The sequence below is a fragment of the Vibrio sp. B1-2 genome (genome assembly GCF_963888445.1).
GTDB classification, from domain to species: domain Bacteria; phylum Pseudomonadota; class Gammaproteobacteria; order Enterobacterales; family Vibrionaceae; genus Vibrio; species Vibrio anguillarum.
The window spans coordinates 15,418-36,279 of the sequence record NZ_CAWPJH010000015.1 but is presented as its reverse complement, the minus strand read 5'-3'; the positions used below and the strand labels follow the sequence as shown (position 1 = coordinate 36,279).

Annotated in this window: 15 protein-coding genes; 4 read left to right on the top strand and 11 right to left on the bottom strand. The window is 45.5% G+C overall.

The features are described 5' to 3' along the window. Positions 1–145: 145 nt before the first annotated feature. From AACQ75_RS07675 to AACQ75_RS07640, 8 genes are all read right to left on the bottom strand, one after another. A complete protein-coding gene (locus AACQ75_RS07675) occupies positions 146–1,159 on the bottom strand; it encodes a LacI family DNA-binding transcriptional regulator (protein WP_026027775.1) in 1,014 nt (337 codons plus the stop codon). A gap of 63 nt (positions 1,160–1,222) precedes the next feature. Beyond that, positions 1,223–3,823 (bottom strand): glycoside hydrolase family 3 protein, encoded by a 2,601-nt coding sequence (locus tag AACQ75_RS07670; RefSeq protein WP_170889801.1) that lies wholly within the window; start codon positions 3,821–3,823, stop codon positions 1,223–1,225. Further along, positions 3,823–4,917: an ABC transporter ATP-binding protein gene (locus AACQ75_RS07665; RefSeq protein WP_013868152.1), complete on the bottom strand. Its 1,095-nt coding sequence runs from the start codon at positions 4,915–4,917 to the stop codon at positions 3,823–3,825. The genes AACQ75_RS07670 and AACQ75_RS07665 overlap by 1 nt, the downstream gene beginning before the upstream one ends. An 80-nt stretch (positions 4,918–4,997) precedes the next feature. Continuing rightward, complete coding sequence (locus tag AACQ75_RS07660) at positions 4,998–5,864, bottom strand: carbohydrate ABC transporter permease (RefSeq protein ID WP_017044900.1); 867 nt, start codon at positions 5,862–5,864, stop codon at positions 4,998–5,000. Positions 5,865–5,868: 4 nt separating this feature from the next. Next, positions 5,869–6,855 carry a carbohydrate ABC transporter permease gene (locus AACQ75_RS07655; RefSeq protein ID WP_170889799.1) on the bottom strand — a complete coding sequence of 329 codons (987 nt, stop codon included), beginning with the start codon at positions 6,853–6,855 and terminating at the stop codon, positions 5,869–5,871. Positions 6,856–6,949: 94 nt separating this feature from the next. Next, complete coding sequence (locus AACQ75_RS07650; protein WP_094132777.1) at positions 6,950–8,197, bottom strand: extracellular solute-binding protein; 1,248 nt, start codon at positions 8,195–8,197, stop codon at positions 6,950–6,952. Between the two features lie 30 nt (positions 8,198–8,227). Then, the gene (locus tag AACQ75_RS07645) at positions 8,228–9,235 is read right to left on the bottom strand and encodes a LacI family DNA-binding transcriptional regulator (protein WP_017050242.1); all 1,008 of its coding nucleotides are present in this window, start codon (positions 9,233–9,235) and stop codon (positions 8,228–8,230) included. A gap of 337 nt (positions 9,236–9,572) precedes the next feature. Continuing rightward, a complete protein-coding gene (locus AACQ75_RS07640; protein ID WP_047687784.1) occupies positions 9,573–10,811 on the bottom strand; it encodes a carbohydrate porin in 1,239 nt (412 codons plus the stop codon). A 460-nt stretch (positions 10,812–11,271) separates the two neighbouring features. Here AACQ75_RS07640 and AACQ75_RS07635 point away from each other — a divergent pair, with 460 nt between their 5' ends. From AACQ75_RS07635 to AACQ75_RS07625, 3 genes are all read left to right on the top strand, one after another. Next, entirely contained in the window at positions 11,272–12,606 is a 1,335-nt protein-coding gene (locus AACQ75_RS07635; protein ID WP_047687785.1) for an MATE family efflux transporter, read from the top strand. Positions 12,607–12,705: 99 nt separating this feature from the next. Beyond that, on the top strand, positions 12,706–13,335 hold the full coding sequence (locus AACQ75_RS07630) for a hypothetical protein (protein ID WP_047687786.1): 630 nt from the start codon (positions 12,706–12,708) through the stop codon (positions 13,333–13,335). Beyond that, positions 13,313–14,050 (top strand): MBL fold metallo-hydrolase, encoded by a 738-nt coding sequence (locus tag AACQ75_RS07625; RefSeq protein WP_013868161.1) that lies wholly within the window; start codon positions 13,313–13,315, stop codon positions 14,048–14,050. The genes AACQ75_RS07630 and AACQ75_RS07625 overlap by 23 nt, the downstream gene beginning before the upstream one ends. Before the next feature lie 42 nt (positions 14,051–14,092). Here AACQ75_RS07625 and AACQ75_RS07620 read toward each other — a convergent pair whose 3' ends face one another. The 3 genes from AACQ75_RS07620 to AACQ75_RS07610 form a co-directional block, all read right to left on the bottom strand. Beyond that, complete coding sequence (locus tag AACQ75_RS07620; RefSeq protein WP_170889797.1) at positions 14,093–15,337, bottom strand: MDR family MFS transporter; 1,245 nt, start codon at positions 15,335–15,337, stop codon at positions 14,093–14,095. 256 nt (positions 15,338–15,593) lie between these two features. Then, a complete protein-coding gene (locus AACQ75_RS07615; RefSeq protein ID WP_017044904.1) occupies positions 15,594–17,222 on the bottom strand; it encodes a methyl-accepting chemotaxis protein in 1,629 nt (542 codons plus the stop codon). Positions 17,223–17,492: 270 nt separating this feature from the next. Continuing rightward, positions 17,493–19,853 carry a Lon protease family protein gene (locus AACQ75_RS07610; protein WP_026027772.1) on the bottom strand — a complete coding sequence of 787 codons (2,361 nt, stop codon included), beginning with the start codon at positions 19,851–19,853 and terminating at the stop codon, positions 17,493–17,495. A gap of 209 nt (positions 19,854–20,062) precedes the next feature. Here AACQ75_RS07610 and AACQ75_RS07605 point away from each other — a divergent pair, with 209 nt between their 5' ends. After that, complete coding sequence (locus AACQ75_RS07605) at positions 20,063–20,575, top strand: hypothetical protein (protein WP_026027597.1); 513 nt, start codon at positions 20,063–20,065, stop codon at positions 20,573–20,575. Positions 20,576–20,862 lie beyond the last annotated feature (287 nt).

Below are 20,862 nucleotides of genomic sequence, written 5' to 3'. Positions count from 1 at the left end.
CAACATGGCTGAAAGCTTAATACTTGAAGGGCGAAGGGAAAGAACATTCCCTAGAACAGTTAAGCCTAGACCACAACGGTATGCTAAGAACAAAAATGCCGTTCACTCTTAAGTGAACGGCATTACCTCTCACGAGGGCTTTTTATTAACGATAGATAGACTTTGTGGACTCTCGCACAATTAAATCGATAGGGGGTAACCTAGCATCGTGCCTCTCACCACTGAGCAAGTTGAGAATGGAATGCGCACACACCGCACCGATCTCTTCAATTGGTTGACGCAATGTCGTTAGGGCCGGAGTGAAATACTGAGAGACAGGTAAGTCATCAAAACCAATCACTGAAACATCATCTGGCACTCGCACACCGTGGTCAGTTAACGCCTTAATGGCACCATAAGCCGTTTGATCATTAGCAGCAAAAATCGCCGAGAAATGGACTTTCGACTGCAACAGTTCAACCGTCTTTTCATACCCACATTCAGAGCTAAAGTCACCTTGTTTAATGAGTTTAGGCATAGGCTTAATTCCCGCTTCACGAAGCGCTTTTTGGTAGCCAGTGAAACGGGCGGTTGAATCAGGCTGATTAGCGAGCCCTTTTATATGAGCAATGTTCACGTGCCCTAATTGCAATAGGTGCAAGGTGGCAATATAACCGCCGAGTACATTGTCCACATTAATGCAACGTACATTATTACTAACAATTTGGTGGCCGACAGCAATGATGGGAATCGATTGAGCATATTTGAGGATTTGATCGCTTTTTAAACTGCCTGTCACTATGATCATTCCATCGACATTGCTTCTGGCAAGATACTCCAGTGCATGTGCTTCCAAGTTTTTCTGCCACTGACCTGTGGCAATCACCAGTGAATACCCTTGGGTCATTAATACCTTCTCCATGTCATTCAGAATTCGACTGGTGTGAGGGCTCTCTGCGTGCTGCACTAATACACCAATAGTCATCGAACGCTTATTGCCTAGATGACTGGTTGGGTAACTAGGTTTGTAGCCAAGGGTTTTAATTGCACGTTCAATATTTTGGCTTTTTTCATCCGATACGTAAGTTGTGCGATTCAAAAAACGAGAGACAGTGCTTGCCGAAACCTCAGCAAGCTTAGCGACATCATAAACAGTGGGTGCTTTCTTTGATTTTCTCATGGCGATGTTTGGCCCTTTAGAAGCACTCCTTCTCCACACGGAGAAGGAGTCTATCGTTTCTTTTTACTGTGTATCCCAACATATATTGGCGATCACAAATTGACACTCACCATTAGTAAATAATGAGAAGGGCGTGTCGAGATGAGTAAAACTTAATCCTTGCTCAGAGAAATGTGAACAAGCAATGTTCACGCGCGTAAAGCTATCATTGATGGTGGAAAAGTAGTGGCTGACGTCCACTTTAACCACGTTATCAATATCCCCCAAACACCCAGGAACAACGGCGCGTTGCAGTGACAAATAAACAGGTTCTGTTGCCGCTCTGAGCACTTTAATCTCAAAACTGACCACACCATGCGCATTATCGTAATGGCTGAAATCTTCCGCTTGCCCTAGCCCCGTTTGCGCATAAACCATTGCTCCACCCCCCAGAATTTCTACCTCAACGGCGTCTTGCTGCTGCTGGTAGTTATACGGCTTAGTTCGGACAGCACCGAGTTTCATCACGTTGTTGCGTGAGACATCCACGCCCATCCAATGTTCAGCATCCGACACTTTAAGTTGATAATCGCCTATCGTCGCCATAATGCCATACAGATGCTCTGCACGTGTTGCTTGCCATTTTGCTTCTTCTGAGTCGATATCTAAATCAAGGTCATCTAAATCTCGAGTTTGTTTTTTTTCAGCATAATTAAGCCCATAACCGTATTCAAATAAAGGAGCATGTTCCCCAACCGGAGACTGCTCACATTCAGGCACGACATAGTTGGGAATATGAGGAGGAATACGGTTCACACAGGTGCTGCGCTTTTTATTCGGCCAACTGAATGACAAGGTACCAGAGAAGTCGATATTAACTTCACCATTCTCTTTAGCCACTAAAACATCAGTAATGCCACGTCCTTCGCTACCGGGTAAAAATGCCGCAACAAAAGCATCAGACAAGGATATTTCTTCATTGACAAACAGTGGACGACCACTAAAGAAAATCGATACCACTTTTACGCCGCGATTATGAAATGCTTTGATTTTTTCGCTATCTGCTCGGTAGCGACGTTTCAAGGTTGAAAACTCCAAAGATTGCCACGCTTTAATGTCACCCATCATTTCAGAATAAGGATCTTCACCAAACACCACAACCGCAATATCACCCGCTTGCCAATCACCTGTTAATTCTGGATCGTAGCAAACATTATCTATGCCCAATTCGGCTTCTAACGCCATTTTCACTGTGGTGGCTCCGGGGAAATCGGCTAAGTTATTTTCATCCCCTTGCCAAGTGAGGTTCCACCCGCCCGCTTGCTTTTGCAAATCATTGGCACCGCTGCCCGTTAACACAACCTTGCACCCACGTTTGAGCGGTAAAATACCCTTGTTATTTTTCAACAGTACCATCGATTGCTGCACGGCTTGGCGAGCGATAGCACGATGTTCAGAGCAACCAATCAGTGACTGCTGACCAGCCAAAGCTCGCGCTGAAGGATGCGGTTTTTTCCATAAACCCGCGCGCATTTTCACCCGTAAAATACGCGTCACAGCATCATCAATTCGGCTCTGGCTCAGTACTCCACTTTTTGCATCGCTCACCGCCTGACGATAGGCTGATTGCCAATGCTCACGAATAGGGATCATTAAGATATCGTTACCCGCATTGATAGCGTAAGTCGCATTACCATCGGTACATTTACTGACTTCAGAATGACCATGCCAATCGGTTACAACTAATCCATCAAAGCCCATTTGATCTTTCAAAACATCAGTGAGTAGGTACTTACTGCCATGAATTTTGAGGTTGTAATCACCTGAAATGTGCGGTGCGTGATCGTAGTTCGCTTGGTTATCCCACGAATTAAATGAAGACATCACCACTTGCGCACCGGCATTAAGGCCACTGAAATAGCCCATGGCATGCACGTTACGCAGCAGATCTTCACTGTAAGTATTGCTGCCACGATCAACACCATTCACTGTGCCGCCATCACCCACCCAATGTTTGACGTTTGAGATCACATGGTGCTCACCTTGTAAGTCAATGGCATCACCTTGCAAACCTGCGACCATTTCGCTGGCATAAACATAAGTCACTTCAGGGTCTTCAGAGTAACCTTCATAACAGCGCCCCCAACGCAAATCACGAGGGGTGGCCACGGTTGGTGCAAAGGTCCAATCAATACCCGTCGCGGCGATTTCCAGCGCGGTAATACGGCCAATTTTGCGAATTAAAGCAGGATTGCGCGCGCACCCCAACCCAATATTGTGCGGAAATACGGTTGCGCCAAAGACATTATTGTGGCCGTGTACTGCGTCAGTCCCCCACATAAACGGAATATGAAATGGGCGACCTTGATAAGCTTTTTCTGCGGCAAACCAGTATTCATCGGCTTTCGCTACCCACTCACTGGCTGGTGCATGTTTATTGCTGTTTGGCCAAGAGCCACCACCATTAAGTACCGTGCCAATCTTATAATCGATGATTTCTTGCGGCGTAATATCGCGGATTTCTGGTTGGATAATCTGGCCAATTTTTTCTTCTAAGGTCATCAACCCTATGATTCTTGCTACTTGCTGTTCAATTTCAGGGTCAGCTTTGATTGCTGATTCTATTTTGGGCCAAACGTCGAAATAAGGGGCTTGCTTTATTATTGTCATCGTCTTGTTCACCATTAAAAACTAGCCAATGAGTTTTCACTCAGCGCATCAAAAATATGAATCGCATCTAGGTCGAGATAGAGTGTAACCTTCGTCACCTCTACCTCTGCCGCTTGGGTTTCCACCATCAAAGGCTGGCCTGCAACATGGGTTTTCAACAAAATACTCGCACCGAGCAACTCTTTATCTTTGAGCGTGACGGCAATTGGCAACACGCGTTCATGGTTAACTTGTTCTGCGCGTAAGTGAATATCGGTGGGGCGAATACCGACATGCAATGCGAGGTTTTTAGACGCATGCGCTTTAAATCGCTCGGGAAGCGGGATAAAGATGTCACCCAGTTGGATAAGCCATTCGCCATCTTGCTGGATAAGTTGTGCATCAAGCATGTTCATCGAAGGGTTACCAATAAACTGCGCCACAAATTTGTTCGCCGGGCGTTGAAACACCTCTGTTGGCGTACCGACTTGTGCAACATAACCATCTTTGAGGATCACAATGCGATCAGCGAGCGTCATGGCCTCAATTTGATCATGCGTAACATAAATAGTGGTAGTTTTAAGCTGACGATGTAACTGCTTGATCTCTTCGCGCATCACACCACGAAGTTTGGCATCTAAGTTAGAAAGTGGCTCATCAAACAAGAACACTTTTGGCGTACGCACCATGGCACGCCCCATCGCCACGCGTTGGCGTTGACCGCCGGATAACTCTTTAGGCTTACGATCAAGGAGCGGGTCAAGCTCTAACATTTTTGCCGCTTTACGCACTTCCTTATCGATTTCAGTCTTTGGCATGCCTTTTAACTTCAATGCAAACGCGATGTTTTCATACACGCTCATATGTGGGTAAAGCGCATAACTTTGGAACACCATCGCTAAGTCTCTATCTTTGGCATCTACGTTATTCATCCACTTGTCACCAACGTAAATATCACCGGCCGTAATCGACTCCAGCCCCGCCAACATGCGTAATGTGGTTGATTTTCCGCAACCCGATGGGCCAAGAAATACCACAAACTCACCATCATTCACCGTGAAATCAAAATGCCTAACAACATCCACATGACCAAACGACTTCTTAATGTTCTTAAATTCAACTTTTGCCATAATTTTTCTCCTTCACACTGCGCCTTCTTTCAACAAAACCACGCCAGCATGAGTAACTAAAATGAGGGATTGAAGGCTAATCAGCCTTTTACTGCACCGGATGTTAAGCCGCTTATCATCTGTTTGGACGCAAAGAGATAGATAGTCACCAGTGGCAATATAGAAATGGTGGTGCCAAGCATCACCGCACCCCAAGGCGTATTTGGAATGCCTTGCACGCTACGTAACGCCTGAGTAATGACGTAGTTTTCTGGCGATGTGAGCACCACTAACGGGTTCATAAAGCTGTTCCAGAAAAAGACAAACTGTACAATCGCCAGTGTTGCCAATGCAGGTTTCATCAACGGCAAAACAACGCTCCAGTAAGTACGAAACTCTCCCGCGCCATCGAGTTTGGCCGCTTCTAATAACTCTTTAGGAATAGAGGCCATCACGTGTTGGCGCATTAGAAAAATCCCAAATGGAGTGGTGGTAAACGGCAGCCAAACCGCCATGTGGTTATCCATCAAACCCAGAAATTTCACGATCATAAAATAGGGGATCAAGCTCAAGACGGGTGGGATCATCATGGAAGCCACCAACATGCCAAATAGCGCGTTCTTACCTTTGAACTGAAACACAGCAAACGCGTAACCGCCCATACTGCAAAACAACAGTGAGATAGTGGTGCCTAAAAAGGCAATGTAGATAGAGTTAAACATCGCCTGCCAAAACGGCATAATCTGCAACAGCTTTGCATAGTTAATGGCTAAGCTATCCCCAATGGCAAAGCTGATGCCTGAACCGAAGATTTCCGTACGATCGCGCGTTGACAGCAGCGCCGACCACAAAAATGGGAAAACAGTGATCAACGCCGAGACAATCAATACAACCGCCAGTAGCGCCATCATTACTTTAGTGATGAGTTCAATGCTGCGATCACTGAGTTTTAAAGCGTGGATTGACATGCTATTACTCCCCCAACCCTTTTTTACCAAAGAAGAAAAACTGAATCGCAGTACAAGTTGCAATCAGCGCAAACAGCAGCCAAGAAATAGCGGATGCCGTGCCCATCTCTAGCCACTCCCAACCCACTTTGTAGAGATACATTGAGATGGTTAAGCCCGCTTGGCCTACGCCTCCGGTGCCGCGCGTTAATACAAACGGTTCTTCAAACAGTTGTAAGTTGCCAATGATGGTCATGGTGACGGCAAAGAAAACGAAAGGGCGAATCATCGGCAGTGAGATATTCCAAAAACGGCGAAAGGCGTTGGCACCATCCATCCGCGCGGCTTCTAAAATTTCTTTGGGAATGGTCATTAAACCTGTGGTGTACAACACGATGTTAAAACCGGTGTATTTCCAAAAAACCATGATGGCAATCGAGGGTTTGATCATGTTGGCATCATCTAACCAACGGATAGGTTGATACTCATTAAGCGAAGAAAATGCCCAGCCAAAGACACTGCTATCAGCTAAAGCCATTAAGCTTTGGTTGATGATGCCCGAATTGGGTGAATACATATTGAAGAAGATGAGCGACGCCGCCACCGTTGAGGTAATGAATGGCAAAAAATAAGCGGATGTCAGCCAATGACGCAGCCGATCGCCCAATGAAACCAAAATATAGGCCACTGGAATAGCGACTAAATGTTGAGCGACGCCCGAGGTTATCGCCAACCACAATGTATTGCTTAATGAACGCCACAACCAAGGGTCGGTCAGTGCAACTTGGTAGTTATCAAATCCCACATAATTCATGGCGGCAACCCCTTCGACGGGGTTCCACGCATGGAAAGAGAGATAGACAGAAAACAGGAGAGGAAAAACTCCAAAAACAGAAAAAATAATCAAAAACGGCAATAGAAACCCGTACGGTGTAAGCGCTTTCAAACTCAGGTGAGAAAAAAAACGTCGACCCGATGGCGCTTGCACAGCGTTGCTCGTAACGTGATTCATAATAACGACCTCTTAGGCATAACATCATGCCTTCTATAACTTACGCTTAGTGAACCACCAGCACCGCTGGCGGTTCTTTTTAATGATGACCGTGCTATTGCATATTACGGGTACGACGCTGAATTAAACGTTCAGCATCTTTCAGGGCGGCTTTGATGTCTTTGCCTTCATCCAACACTTCCATCAGTGCATTTTCTAAGATGATAGAACGAGCCACATGGTCGCCTTTCGCAGGCGCGACTGGTTTGATGTTTTTTGCCACATTCGCAAACAACAAACGCGCTTTTTGACCACCTAGAAATTCAATTTCTTCATTGAACATTGGGTCATCGTAAGTCGTGACATTAGAGGGGAACGCGGCAATCGTTTCGAACGCTTTAAGCTGCACATCACGGTTGGTTGTCATGTACTCAATCAGCTTCCACGCTTCATCTTGATGTTTTGACTGAGTAGGGATTGAGAGAAATGAACCGCCCCAACTGCCGTAAATACCATCAGGAAGGTTTGATACGGCCCATTTGCCTGCTGTATCTGGCGCAATCCAGTTTTTCAGATGTCCGAGTAACCACGCACCAGAAAGCTGAGTGGCAAAAGTACCGTTACGGAAACCTTCATACCATTCGTTAGACCATGCCAAAATTCGGCCATCTAACCCTTTTTCACGAATCGTTTTTGCCACTTCAAATGCATGTACAAAACGTTCGGAAGTGACGACTGAATTCCCCTTACTATCAAAATACAATCCTTCGCCGTCAGGAACCGTGGTAAAAATGATCGCTTGTGCTACATCAGCGGCGGATGCAATCAGCTGTACGTTTTGTTTCTTCAATATTTCACCGGCTTTGATGTAGGAGTCCCAATCTTTTATCGCTTGATTGATGTCAATCCCCGCCTTTTCAAACACATCGGTTCGGTAGTACATCACGCCAGGGCCAAGGTCGACAGGAATGCCATACATATTGCCATCACCACCCTTGCCTTGTGCCCAAGCATAAGGTGCGAAATGGTCTTGGAATTTGTCCGCGCCATATTTTTCGGACAAATTGACTAAGCCACCGGAGGCAACAAAGGGACCAATTTTCTCTACATCAACCACAATCACATCCCCCGCTCCGGATCCTGTGGCAAGGTTCGTCGTCAGCTTGGTGTGGTGGTCGCCGTGGTTATTCATTAAATAGTCAACCTTGATACCACTCTTTTGTTCAAAGTCCGGCAATAAGACTTTCAAACTGCTATCAAAGTCGGGGAAACCGTCTAAACGGATGGTGTGGTCGGCAGCATATGTAAGCGAAGAAAATCCTAAAGCCACGGCGCTTGATAGCACTAAGGTCTTAAATTTCATGATTCATCCTTAATATCTTTATTGTTAGGTTTATAGGGTGTTGAGTAAATTTTTGACGGAGTCTCGTATCACCAACGAAGGGGATAATTTGAAGTTCACGTCGCGTTTGTTTTTGTGCAGCTTTTGAATAACGAGCTGAACCGCTTCTAAGCTCATCTGTTCAAGAGGGAAATTCACGGTCGTTAACGCTGGGGTGAGGTAACGCGCGAATAAAATATCGTCAAATCCAACCAAGGATATGTGTTGTGGTATTTGCAACCCGACACGGCGCAACTCTTCAAATGCACCAAATGCCATATGATCGTTTGAAGCAAATACGGCGCTAAATTCACAGTGACGCATCAGTAATTTGCGCATCGCTTTGACGCCGGATTCTTCGGTAAAACCAGCTTCAGACACGAGCGCTTCTTCATAGTCAAGCCCAGCCTCTTCCAACGCTTTTCGGTAGCCTTGCAAACGGCCTCGCGCATCAGATTTATCCAATGGCCCAGTAATACAAGCAATTCGTTGATGACCCTGACTGAGTAAATACTGTGTCGCCAAAAAGCCACCTATCTCGTTATCAATGTCGATACAGCTGCTGGCCATTTCAGGAATAAAACGGTTCACTAGCACCAAATGAACCCCTTGTTGATCCAATTCAATCAAGTAGTCATCGGTTAGATGTTGAGTATGGAGAATTAATGCATCGACTCGGCGACCTAGCAGAAATTGCACCGACTCTTTTTGCCCTTGCTCGGTGTTCGAGCCTGCCGTCACGACGACGTGGTAGCCAAACTTACGCAATTGCTCTTCAATGTTGTGCAAAATGCTTGAATAAAAAGGGCCCCCTAATTCCGGTACTATGATGCCGATGCTCCCCGTACGGCTTGAGGCCAGTGCTTGAGCAATAGAATTGGGGCGGTAACCAAGATCTTTAATCGCCTTTTCGACTCTGAGTTTTTTATCGTGGCTAACACGGCTAGTTCCATTAATCACCCGCGACACCGTCGCTTGCGATACACCTGCATGATCAGACACATCTTTAATTGTCGCCACTCTCGCCTCACAACATTACTGACAAAACCAACAAGAAACCGCTTTCATGAGCTAGTATTCAAGATATCCCCTCGCTTTAGCGTGAGAGAAATCACATCGAACTAGGCACACAAATGACAATTATCTAAACATTGAAAGCCACAACAGTTTCCCAAGCAGCCATGAAACTGTTTCATGGCAATCGGAAGAGAGAAAAAGATGGTGGCCGATTACCGTAAATAAAAAAGGGCCACTAATGTGGCCCGAAAGCGTAAGTGTATCGCTGGAGGTTAAAAACCACGGCAGGCATCGAGCGAGCCGTGAAAAAAGAATGGACAGTTAATGATCAAATATGGGGTTACCACCACGCTTCCCACATCGCGCCAATCGTTACCGTATCTGGGTTACTTGCGGCTTTAAATAGGCCGTCTTTGTCGATCACAGTTTCGTTATCGGCATCACCCAAAGTGGCATAGAAACGGAGCATTGGTCGAGCGCCTGCACCTTTACCAAACGAAATGTTCTGCGATAGTGTCACTTTCCAAGAAGAGTTGGTGGCGTCGATGTTGTCAAAATCTACAACATCATAGCCAGCTTCTAACCACGTTGAGTTGGTCTCATCCCAAAAATACATCGGGCGGACCAACACGTTGTAGTTAGTACGGTCATACTGTTTGTATGCGCCATCTTCGTAGGCTTGATAAGCCGCTAAGTATTCGATCGCCGCATTGTCTCCCAGCGCCTTACTCCCATCAAAGCTCACCAACAACGCTGATTGATTCTCCGTTTTCCAAAAAACACTGTCTTTGGCGTTATCAGCATAACGCACCACCAAACGGTCATCCCCAAACTTCAATTCACCCGCCACTTGAAACGCGTTGAGTTTTTTGGCCGTTGGATCCGAATTATCATCAAAGCCGTAGTTAGCATAAATGCTGAGATTGGTTGTATCAGAAAATTGAATGCCGTGGATTTTGGTGGTCAATGCGTAATTACCATCTGGATGATCGCTAGGAGAAGCCCCCGTTGCACTAACGACACTGGCGTCGAATTTAATGCCTCCTAGATTAAGGTTGTAGAAACCACCACCTTGCCCATCATGCGTCATCCAAAAATAGTCGTTCAAATTCGTTGAAATACGTTGGTGAAAGTCTCGACCAGCCCATACGTAAAGTTCAGGTTGGCTTTCAAAAATGTTGGTTCCGCCAGCGTAAGCTTTAGGCACACCCACCTCATCACCCCAATGGTTGAACATCACCACCACATCCCAAATAGCACCGCTGTCACTGACGAATCCTTTACCAAATTGGAACTCACCACCGTTACCTTCGTTTCCTAAACGGCCTGTTGAGTTACCGTTTAAACGGCCATTGGTTTCAACCAGTTTGACATCGCCATTTTGGTAGGCTGCGCCATAACGAGCATAACCAGAAAATACGATACCCGCGGGAACGTTTATATCTGGTGTCAGCACCAGTGGTTGTTGATCTTGATCCAACACCTCAGGATTTGGCATTGGATCGTTGGCAAAAGAAGGAGCAGAAGAGAGTACGGCAGCCACAGCTAGGTATAGAGGTAGAAGCTTATAATTTTTCATGTTAAGTCCTATTAATCACTTGGTTTGTTTTTGTTCTGTGGTCAGTTTAAAAAATGAAACAAGTGAAAATTAGGTGTCGCTTCACAGCGCGCTCGACTGCTTTTGGCGATGAAACTGAGGAAGACCGTTATTGTTATTTTTTATTAACACCATCAATACATTAAACGAAAATTGATTCACAAAACAGAAATGAAATCGGTTTCATTTCATAGAAATAGGACGAGTTCATCACGAGATTAACGCTCAAGAATTCACCAAATGGCTAGGTTTTTATGAAATATTTCATCAATATGATGATTTTCATGTCATTGCACGGAACAACTCGATGGGGATGAACGTCGCTCTCTTCACGTATAGCTGTTAACATACTCAACGCACATAACGTACAAACCATTCTGAGCTTGTTTTTCACCGCAGAGGCCACATATTAAAACCTCTACCCATATAGTTGAGCCGAGCAATGTCAAACACCACTCCGTTATCTCCACCTTCACTCACGCGCCAACTCTTGCAAATGACTTGGCCGATGATGTTTGGTGTGCTGTCCCTCATGAGCTTCCAACTGGTCGATAGTGCGTTTATCGGCCAACTTGGCGTGTTACCCCTTGCCGCGCAAGGGTTTACATTACCCATTCAGATGATCATTATTGGCCTTCAGGTTGGGCTTGGCATTGCGACCACAGCGGTGATTGCTCGCGCATTGGGTGCGAACCAAATTCGCTACGCGAAGCAGCTTGGTGGGTTAGTCGTCACTATTGGCAGCATTGGGGTTGCTCTGTTTTCAGTGATTATCTATTTACTGCGTCACCCCATCTTAGCGCTACTCAGCGCTCCTGAATCTGTGTATCAGATCGTCGACAGCTACTGGATTTATTGGTTAGTCAGTGCTTGGGTGGGCGCGGTGCTGTACTTTTTATACAGCCTGTGTCGAGCCAATGGCAATACCATGTTGCCGGGTACTATGATGATGGTCACCAGCATTTTAAACCTGATTTTAGACCCTATTTTTATCTTCACTTTTGATTTGGGTATTGAAGGCGCGGCGCTGGCGACTATTTTAGCCTTTGGGATTGGCGTGTTCGTGGTTACGCCCAAAGTGTCGAAAAGGCACTGGATGCTGTTTGATTGGTCAGATTTGGATGTAGGGAAAAGTATTCGCTCTATCAGCCATATCATGGGGCCGGCCATGATAAGCCAGCTTCTTCCACCGCTTTCTTCGATGCTGGCAACCAAACTATTGGCCAGTTTCGGCACCGCAGCTGTCGCGGCATGGGCGTTAGGATCTCGTTTTGAGTTTTTTGCGATGGTAGCAATATTGGCATTAACTATGTCGATGCCACCGATGGTGGGTCGTTTGCTTGGCGCATGCCAATTACAAGACATTCGAAAATTGGTTCGTGTTGCGTGCCAATTTATTCTTGGGTTTCAGCTCATCATCGCCGTAGTGACCTATCTATTATCCGGCCACCTTGCAGCGCTGATGACCAGCGAACAAAGTGTCGAATCCATTTTGCACTGGCACTTAATGATCGTGCCAATCAGTTTAGGGCCGCTTGGTATCTGCATGTTAATGGTCTCGGTTTCTAATGCGTTGGCAAAATCATACACAGCCTTAACCATTTCCGCGCTGCGCCTGTTTGTGTTCTTCTTGCCCTGTTTATGGGTTGGCGCTCAAATAGCGGCACTGCATGGCCTGTTTATCGGGGCGTTGGTCGGTAACATCCTCGCAGGCCTTGCCGCGTGGGCGATGTACCAACGTGCACTTCGGCAAGTTGAGCAGCAGAAAAACCATTGAGTTTAGGTAACACAGAGCCAAAACGAGCAATCTAGTCTCAAAAATATGAATCTGGTCTATAGTTAACACACGTTAAGTTGATGAATATTTTCGATAACTATGGACAACAAACCGGTTTTCGTAATTGCGGCGGAAGTGGCAGCAGAGCTAAACCAAAGCGTACTCATTGCAAAAAAATTACTGCTTGTCGCCAGCAATGCCAGAGCTCTGGCTCTGCGTGCGGGCGAAAGTGCCGCAGGTTTTCGGCCAATTACTGATTCGATTGATGATTTAGTCCGCGTCACGCTAGAGGCGTCGCACACCATCAACTTGAAGGCGCAGCGTATCAGCCAACTCGCAACTGCAAGGACTCGTGCACGCGCTGCGCTTGAACGTTTTGAAAATGTGTATATACAAGCGCATAACGCTCGGCATTTACACAGTTTGGATGCCGTACATCATCAAAACCAAGAGGAATATAGCAAACTCAGTCACAGTTTCTACTCTGAAGCTCAAAACCTGCACGAGTTATTGCAAACCTTATACGACAACCTGCGCATTGCACAAATCATCTCGATCATGCTGAGCGTGGAAGCCTCTCAAGCAGATGAGCGATATCAAGCTCAACTGCAAAGCATTGCGAATAACGTCGCTGAACTGGCAAAAGAAATTCAAGCTCACGTCATGCTATCGCTCAAAACATTCTCTCTCTTTTCTCAGGTGAACTATGCAATCAAAAATACTATTTGAACGCGGCCATCATCGCTGGGTGATGTTTGCTCGCGATCCAAACAAACCAGAAAAAATCATTGATACCAACCAATATATGATAGTCAATCGTGATCAAGCGATATTGCTAGACCCCGGTGGCATTGAACTGTTTTCGGCGATGCTCGGTTGCGTCGTGAAAGAAGTGCCGATTGAACATATCAAGCATCTTTTTGCCTCTCACCAAGATCCAGATATCATCTCTTCCCTCGGTTTATGGGATAAAGCACTGCCCAGTGCAACATTACATTCACCTTGGTTGTGGGAAGGGTTTATCCGCCATTTTGGTATGGAGTCAATTCAATTCTCCCCCATCAAAGATGAAGGTGGAAAAGTGTCCTTATCAGGTCACGACCTGCACTTTATCCCAGCACATTACATGCACTCTTCTGGTAACTTTTCGGTTTACGACCCTGATGCAAAAATATTGATGTCTGGCGATATTGGTGCCGCGCTCGACAGCCCTAACGCCTCTTTTTTTGTAGAAGATTTTCAAAGCCATATTCCAAAAATGACTTATTTTCATCAACGTTGGATGCCATCTAACCGCGCCAAAAGTGATTGGATTGAGCGAGTCAGCCAGCTGGATATTGAGATGATGTGTCCGCAACATGGCGCTATTTTTCGGGGCGATGATGTTCAACGATTTTTGGAATGGCTAGATAAGCTGGAAGTTGGCGTAGCGATAAAAAAATAGCGATGTTAAGGCTCTCGATGAGAGCCTTACAAAAAGAACAAATTAAGCTTGAGTAATGGGTTCACGCTCGACCGTATCGGGCTGATGCTCTGCGACCCAGTAAAGCCAAATCATCACTAGGCACAGCACAAAGCAAAGGCCAAACAGCCAATTTGAATTGAGGTATCCAATCACCGCCCCCCCAACCAGTGGCGCAATCGCAAAACCTAACGAATAAAGCGCGGCGGCACCAAAGTAAGAACCACGCAAATGGGCGGGAGCCATGCGGTCTATTTGTACGTTTAAGGTTGGAAAAGCAATGACTTCGCCCATACTCAAAACAAAGCAAGCGAGCGCCCAACCAATCGGTAAATCTGCAGGGGTAAACAGAAAGCCGAGTTGCGCAAGCCCCATCAATAACATGCCGATCCGAGTTCGTACAAACAGCGGGACGTTTTCCAACCACTTCAGCATTGGGAACTGGAAGATGATAATGGTCATGGTATTTACCAGCACTAACCCTGCGACAATTTGCGCTGCATCGGCGGCACTGGTGCGTACAATCACTTGTGGAATAGACGATTCTACCTGCCCATAGATGAACATCATGATGAAGTTCGCCACCATCAACTTCACAAAAATATTATCTTTACTGATCACTCTTAGCGTCGAAGAAAAATTAGGCAAACCAGAGCGATCGGGCTTGGTGTAGCGCCCTTTACGTTCAATACCGAACAGCAGCCAAAAACCAAACAATAAATACGTGCCGCTGGTAAAGAAAAAGAGAGTTTGTGGGTGAGAAAGCCCAAACGTAATCCCAAGCAGTGGCCCAATGGCACCACCTAGATTGAGTAGGAAATAGCGGATGTTGAGCGCCAGCTCGCGATCTTTCAAATTCGGCAAGTTATCACCAATCACTGCTTTGCCCGGCGCTTCAATCATTGGTCGCATTAAACCAGTAAGGACAATAAGCACGTAAAACTGCCAGATTTGATCAGCCACACCAATGCCACTGTAGGCAAATGCAGCCATCACACTGCCAAGAACCATCACCCACTTGCGACCAAATTTGTCGGAAAGATACCCTGAATACAACCCAGTAATTGCTCCTACAACAGCAGAGGTCGCCAGCATTCCACCCACTTCAATCGGCGATGCACCATAATCTTGGTAAAGAAACACGATCAAAAATGGCCATGCCATGAAAAAACTGGTACGAGCAATCAATGTTCCGGTTAATACCGTCCACACTGAAAAATTAAACCTTTTTACCCTTTCTAAACGAAATAAGCTTTCCTCTTTCGCCATAAAAACACTCCTTACTTTCAGCCACTTGACCATGCGTTCACACGATGAACATCACATTTCTAGTTCTTATTGGGTCAATATATGAAGATAATGTTAATAAAGATAGTGTTTTTTATACGAGGGAGATCGAATCATAAAAACAAACAGATAACCCCAAAAAACCTAGTTATTTCGGATGGTTAGATATTCTTTGATTCATAAAAAAACCGCATAACCTTTCGAGTTATGCGGTTGAGACTAGGAAATAGTAGTCGATTTATAGTTTGAAGAAGGCGAGCTGCGCTTTTTGCTTCTCGGCCAATTGTGACAGTTCGGCACTGGCACTGGCGCTCTGGCTGATACCCGTTACGTTTTGATTTACAAGCTCAGACATATTAACCACGTTACGGTTAATATCTTGCGTGACTTGCGACTGCTCTTCTGCCGCAGTCGCCACTTGGGTATTTGAATCATTGATGTCTGAAACCGATTCCGTGATCCCAACAAGTGCATCATTTGCTCGTTGCGTTAACTCACCGTTACGCGCAAGCATCTCAATGCTGGTTTGCATACTATCGTTTGCAAGAATCGATTGGCTTTGCAGCTCTTCAATGATAACTCGAATCTCTTTAGTTGAACTCTCAGTACGTGCAGCAAGCATGCGAACTTCATCAGCCACGACCGCAAAACCGCGACCAGTCTCACCTGCACGTGCCGCTTCAATAGCCGCATTCAGTGCCAATAAGTTGGTTTGCTCAGAGACACCTCGGATCACTTCAACGACATCGTTGATCTGCTCTGATTGCTCTTTTAGACGCAGAACTACGCTCGCAGCATGATTCAGCGCTTCTGACATTTGTAAGCTCGCTTGGGCGCTCTCTTTAAAAATAGCTAAGCCTGATTTAGCAAGTTCATCCGCTTCGCGAGCGGTTGAATCAGCGACCGTTGCGTTATCACTCACGTTGTTTGCTGTGCTCGCAAGTTCATTCACCGCCGAAGCAACTTGTTCAATTTCACTCAACTCTTGTTGTGCATTTGACTCTGCTTGCGTCATCACCGCAGCCAGCTCGGTTGAAGCTGACGCCACTTCTTCACTAATACGGTTTAAATGATCTACCGTAGCATGTAACTGAGAGGTAGTCGTATTGACATCTTTACCCAACTTTGAGATTTCATTCTCGCCATCCGCATCAGCGCGAATGGTTAAGTTCCCCTGCGCTAATTCACGCATTACAGCTTGTAACTTTTGAATCGGGGCCACAATCATATTTGAAAGGATCCAAGCCATCGCAAGAGAGAGCGAAAGTACAGACAGAACAGTGACCATAGCCGTGTTCATAACACGAATGTTGTCTTTGTCGCTTTGAGCCAATGACTGCGTCGCTTGTTGGTTCACTTGCTGCGAAAGATCATTTATCGCATTGACCATTTGCTCACCACTTTGACGAAATTGCGCAATAAATGCTGTGTATTCTGCTTCAGAGGTCATCCCTTGATCGCGACGGTTAAAAAATTCCACCATTTTCGTCGACATATCAACGTAATGTCCGATGCTTTTATGAACAACCTCAACATCGCTCCGATAAAGCTCATCTTGTCGCATTTTGCTCAAATTGCGCTCTACTTCTTCCAGGCCATTTTTTAACTCAGCTAAGAATGTGGCGCGACGAGCGGGATCATAAATAGCGTATACCGCACTAATACGCAGCGGATAAACGGTATCGTCCACACTGGCAAGGGCATCTTTATATTCAACGAGCCGATCAGTACTGTTCGACACTTTGATTTGTTCATTTTGGAGATTACTTTTGGTTATCCACAGTGCAATAAGTAAAGCGAAAGTGGTTAACAAAACGGGTAATAAAACTTGTACGCGAATTGACAAATTTTTCAGTGAAAAATGCATTTAAAAGCCTCGATTAAAATAACATTCGCATCCATGCCTTGGGACTAATCCCACGGACTAAACAAGAGCAAACAATAGACAAAATTCACATTTTTGTCCATGAAATAATATAATGCAATTCATATAGTTATGAGCATATAGTCGTCAAAACAATGACTAGATACCAATAAGACAATATAAGTTAAATTATGATGATTTATGAAGAAAAATGACCACTTGCTAGGTGGTCATTGAGGTGGTTAGTACTGAAGAATTTATTCTTCGATAAGGCTATTTTCTAAGCGCATTCAGTTTGGCTTGTGCTAAACCGAAGATGGTATCAACCGGGTAGCTGCCATCTTCTGTTGCTTCGCCTGCGGGTTTGCCAGTAAAGAGCTCAACCGCTTCAGTGACATGTTCAATAGCCCAGATATTGAACTCCCCTTTCTCGACCGCTTTAACAACGTCAGCGCGTAACATCAGATTGTGCATGTTTGAACGAGGAATGATGACACCTTGCTGGCTGGTGCGCCCTTTGATTGCACACACATCAAAGAAACCTTCAATTTTCTCATTCACACCGCCAATCGGCTGCGACTCACCAAATTGGTTCATCGAACCTGTGATCGCAATATCTTGGCGATTAGGCCGTTTAGAAAACGCAGACACAATCGCACAGAATTCGGCCATGCTGGCACTATCACCATCCACACCACCGTAAGATTGCTCAAATGTGATGGTCGTGGTGAGTGGTACGCGCGCCGTACGGCCAAATACCGAAGAGAGATACGCGGATAAAATCATCACACCTTTAGAGTGGATGCTGCCACCCAGATCGACACTGCGCTCGATATCGATAATGTCACCATCGCCATAGGAAGTGGTGGCGGTAATACGGTTTGGCGCACCAAACATATGATCGCTGGTGCTCAATACCGACAGCGCATTCACCTGACCGACCGCCATGCCTTGCGTTTGGATTAGCGTTGTACCGTTAACATACGACTCCATCACACTGTCTTGCAGGCGGCTCACTCGCATCTCTTGGTTGCTGAGCGCCTCTTCGACATGATTCTGGCGGATCATGTTTGAATTCGCCTGCTTCGCCACATAGTTAGATTCGCGTAACAAATTGGCAATATGCGCCGAATGAAGTGACAGTTTGCCTTGATCGCCCGTTGTACGTGAACTGTGTTCAATGATGCGTGCAATCGCTTTACGGTCGCAATGCAGCATATTGTTGTCGTGCACTATGCTCGAAATAAAACGCGCGTAATGTAGCTCGGTATCGGGCGTACGTTTCATCTCATCTTCAAAATCGGCCGTTACTCGGAACAATTCGCTAAATTCAGGATCGTAATGAGTCAGCAGCTGATAGGTGTGGTAATCACCAAACAGGATGATTTTCACATTTAGCGGGATAGGCTCTGGGTCAAGTGAAACCGTCCCTGTTAGCGTGACCTCTTTTTCCAAAGAGGTAAAACTCATTTGGCGTGAACGCAACGCACGCTTTAAACCGTCCCAAACATAGGGTTGTTCAAGCACTTTGACCGCATCCATCAACAGCACACCACCATTGGCTTTATGTAAACTACCCGCTCGAATCAACGAAAAATCGGTAAATACTGTGCCTTTAAAAGTCGCCGTTTCGATATAACCAAATAGAGAGTGGTAGTTCGGGTTCTCTTCTACCACGATCGGTAGCTTGTCTGAAGGCTGGCTGACCAGCACATTGACTTTGTAGCGACGCGGCAGACGCTTATCTAAAGAAGCTGTCGCGACTTCGCCTTGCTCACTGTCTTCATCTAAAAAAATGTCCGCATTATCGACGATGTCTTTTTGTAACTCCGTGAGATACGTTTTGATGTCTGGGTAGCCAGAATAATCTTGCTTAAGCTGCTTAATAAAGTGGGTAATGACGCCAAGCGTTACTTCATCATTGAGCTTTTTGATCTTCTCACTGTAGGAGTCTTCCCATTCTGTCAGTTGACGTACCATATTGCGTAGGCTGATTTCTAGCTCATCAATGGTATGGCTAAAGTGCTCTTGCTCTTTTTTAGACAAGGCGTCAAAGGACTCTTCGGTGTGCATCTCTTCACCGTTCATCGCAACAAATTGATAGTCGCCTTGAGTGGTGATGGTTAAGCTAATGCCTTTATCTTTGGCTTCTTTACTGATGCTATCCAATTCACTTTGCTGTTTTTGTGCCATCTGATTTTTCAGTTTATCGGCACGAGCAAAGTAAATCTCGTTATCAAAAGCTAACGGGATCGCATTGACCAACTTATTCATTAACTTTTCAATGTCTTGCTTGAGTTTAACCCCAATACCCGAAGGTAACTTCAGCACTTTTGGGGTTCGAATATCGCTGAAATTGGCCACATAACACCAATCAAACAACGCATCGACATCATGCTGATGGCGGTTTAAATAGCGCAAAATCATCGTACGTTTGCCCAACCCATTACGGCCAATAGCGTAGATGTTGTAACCCTTCTCTTTGATCGACATTGCAAATTCGACCGCTTTTTGCGCCCGTTCTTGCCCCACAATCTCATCAACTGGGTCTAACTCCTTAGTTGATTTACAAGGGAGTTTTTCTAACTGGGCAACGTGGTAGAGCTGCTCTGCATTCAATCGTTGAATCGCCATCACTCCGCTCCTTAGCTTTTGGATTCTTGTTGTAGTTTGACCTAAGTGTAGAAGCAATTCATTTATATTTTAGCGAGTTACACCTTATTCGCGTTTAACCGAACAAATAATAAACAATCACCACACTTAAAATCGCAAATAACAATTATTTGCATTTGATAATAAATTGCATTTAAATAAGTGAACGCCGTCATTCTGGAGAATTGAGTATGGACTTACAACAGTGCTGGACAAGCTATCTCAAGGCTGAACAACTATTAGCACAGGGGCATTGGCCACAAGCACACTGTTTGTTTGAAGATGTACTGCATCATATGCCAAGTCATATTCAATCAGCGCTAAACTGCGAACATACAAAACCTTGCCAGTTGGTGTGCTTGATCTCTGGGCTATGTGATGCTGCTGTTTCTCAATCTGAAATTTTCAACCACTTGGGCCAGCATAAACAAGCCTTTGATGTCTTAAATCAATCTTATGCTCTGCTGCAGTTTACTGCGATTGAGCCCAATGCCTTGGTTAACCGCCTTGCCAACGTACTCACCAAACAAAGCGATGACTTGCTCAAACATATGGGTGCTTTTTGTTCAGCGCAGCGCAGTGCGACTTGGATGTTGGAGTTCGAACACGTACAAAAAGCGCACCACTATTTCAACCAACTCAAACGTTATAACCAAGTACAGGCTCAAGTTCCGTCGTCAAACTGTCATTGTTCAACTGAATAATCACCATAGAGTTACCATTCCGGATAAGACTGACCACCTAGCATCATTCACAGCCGCTATAAGTAACGTGCTGTGGTCAGGGGATGAGACTTAGGCGGAACCTAACCTCTCACCCTGAAAATGTGTCGAGATGGCATGAGAATTTAATCGATTGCGTTATCAATAGTTGATGTATGTCAAATTGTCGTAGACAATACGCACCCGAGTCTAGGGGCGATCCCTAGACTGCGTTCTGCACTTTTGGAGGAGCGCATTGGTTTTAACTATCGACATTATAGTTAGAGCCT

What these genes read in the sequence shown, in the direction of transcription:
- AACQ75_RS07675 (WP_026027775.1), bottom strand. Translation starts at nt 1,159, where the DNA reads ATGAGAAAATCAAAGAAAGCACCCACTGTTTATGATGTCGCTAAGCTT.
- AACQ75_RS07670 (WP_170889801.1), bottom strand. Translation starts at nt 3,823, where the DNA reads ATGGTGAACAAGACGATGACAATAATAAAGCAAGCCCCTTATTTCGAC.
- AACQ75_RS07665 (WP_013868152.1), bottom strand. Translation starts at nt 4,917, where the DNA reads ATGGCAAAAGTTGAATTTAAGAACATTAAGAAGTCGTTTGGTCATGTG.
- AACQ75_RS07660 (WP_017044900.1), bottom strand. Translation starts at nt 5,864, where the DNA reads ATGTCAATCCACGCTTTAAAACTCAGTGATCGCAGCATTGAACTCATC.
- AACQ75_RS07655 (WP_170889799.1), bottom strand. Translation starts at nt 6,855, where the DNA reads ATGAATCACGTTACGAGCAACGCTGTGCAAGCGCCATCGGGTCGACGT.
- AACQ75_RS07650 (WP_094132777.1), bottom strand. Translation starts at nt 8,197, where the DNA reads ATGAAATTTAAGACCTTAGTGCTATCAAGCGCCGTGGCTTTAGGATTT.
- AACQ75_RS07640 (WP_047687784.1), bottom strand. Translation starts at nt 10,811, where the DNA reads ATGAAAAATTATAAGCTTCTACCTCTATACCTAGCTGTGGCTGCCGTA.
- AACQ75_RS07635 (WP_047687785.1), top strand. Translation starts at nt 11,272, where the DNA reads ATGTCAAACACCACTCCGTTATCTCCACCTTCACTCACGCGCCAACTC.
- AACQ75_RS07630 (WP_047687786.1), top strand. Translation starts at nt 12,706, where the DNA reads ATGGACAACAAACCGGTTTTCGTAATTGCGGCGGAAGTGGCAGCAGAG.
- AACQ75_RS07625 (WP_013868161.1), top strand. Translation starts at nt 13,313, where the DNA reads ATGCAATCAAAAATACTATTTGAACGCGGCCATCATCGCTGGGTGATG.
- AACQ75_RS07620 (WP_170889797.1), bottom strand. Translation starts at nt 15,337, where the DNA reads ATGGCGAAAGAGGAAAGCTTATTTCGTTTAGAAAGGGTAAAAAGGTTT.
- AACQ75_RS07615 (WP_017044904.1), bottom strand. Translation starts at nt 17,222, where the DNA reads ATGCATTTTTCACTGAAAAATTTGTCAATTCGCGTACAAGTTTTATTA.
- AACQ75_RS07610 (WP_026027772.1), bottom strand. Translation starts at nt 19,853, where the DNA reads ATGGCGATTCAACGATTGAATGCAGAGCAGCTCTACCACGTTGCCCAG.
- AACQ75_RS07605 (WP_026027597.1), top strand. Translation starts at nt 20,063, where the DNA reads ATGGACTTACAACAGTGCTGGACAAGCTATCTCAAGGCTGAACAACTA.